Genomic DNA, 645 nt, shown 5'->3' with positions numbered 1-645 from the left:
CAGCTTTGCAGGAGAAACTTATGCAGGCTTTTGTTGCAGGGGCTACGGGAGAAACCGGGCGCCGCATTGTCAAAGAGTTGGTGGGCCGCGGCATCCGAGTGCGGGCGCTGGTGCGCAGCCGCGAGCTGGCCGCACGGGTTCTGCCCCCCGAAGCGGAAGTGGTGGTGGGGGATGTGCTGGATCCGGCCACGCTGGAGACAGGCATGGAAGGATGCACGGTGGTGCTCTGTGCCACTGGGGCCAGGCCCAGTTGGGATCCCTTTCAGCCCTACCGAGTGGATTATGAAGGCACCAAGAACCTGGTCGATGTGGCCAAAGCCAAAGGGATCCAACACTTTGTTTTAATCTCTTCGCTGTGTGTTTCCCAGCTGTTCCATCCCCTCAACTTGTTTTGGCTGATCCTGGTGTGGAAAAAACGCGCAGAAGAATACCTGCAAAAAAGCGGCCTCACCTACACCATCGTTCGACCGGGGGGCCTAAAAAACCAAGACAACGACGATGGCATTGTCCTATCCAAGGCGGATACCCTCTTTGACGGCAGCATCCCCCGCACGAAAGTAGCCCAAGTAGCCGTCGAAAGTTTATTCCAGCCCGCTGCCCAAAATCGCATCCTTGAGATCATCGCCAAGCCGGGTGTGCCCAACC

At 57.8% G+C, this 645-nt stretch carries 1 protein-coding gene; it reads left to right on the top strand.

Annotated features, from left to right (window positions below; translation table 11 throughout):
• Window positions 1–20: 20 nt before the first annotated feature.
• Window positions 21–645 (top strand): SDR family oxidoreductase (locus NW820_RS13260; protein WP_414407758.1); only part of this gene is annotated, 625 nt, incomplete at its 3' end.

It is taken from the genome of Synechococcus sp. R55.7, from assembly GCF_047461955.1.
In the GTDB taxonomy this organism is placed as follows: Bacteria; Cyanobacteriota; Cyanobacteriia; order Thermostichales; family Thermostichaceae; genus Thermostichus.
The sequence above is the reverse complement of the archived record's forward strand: the minus strand, read 5'-3'. Positions and strand labels throughout refer to the sequence as shown.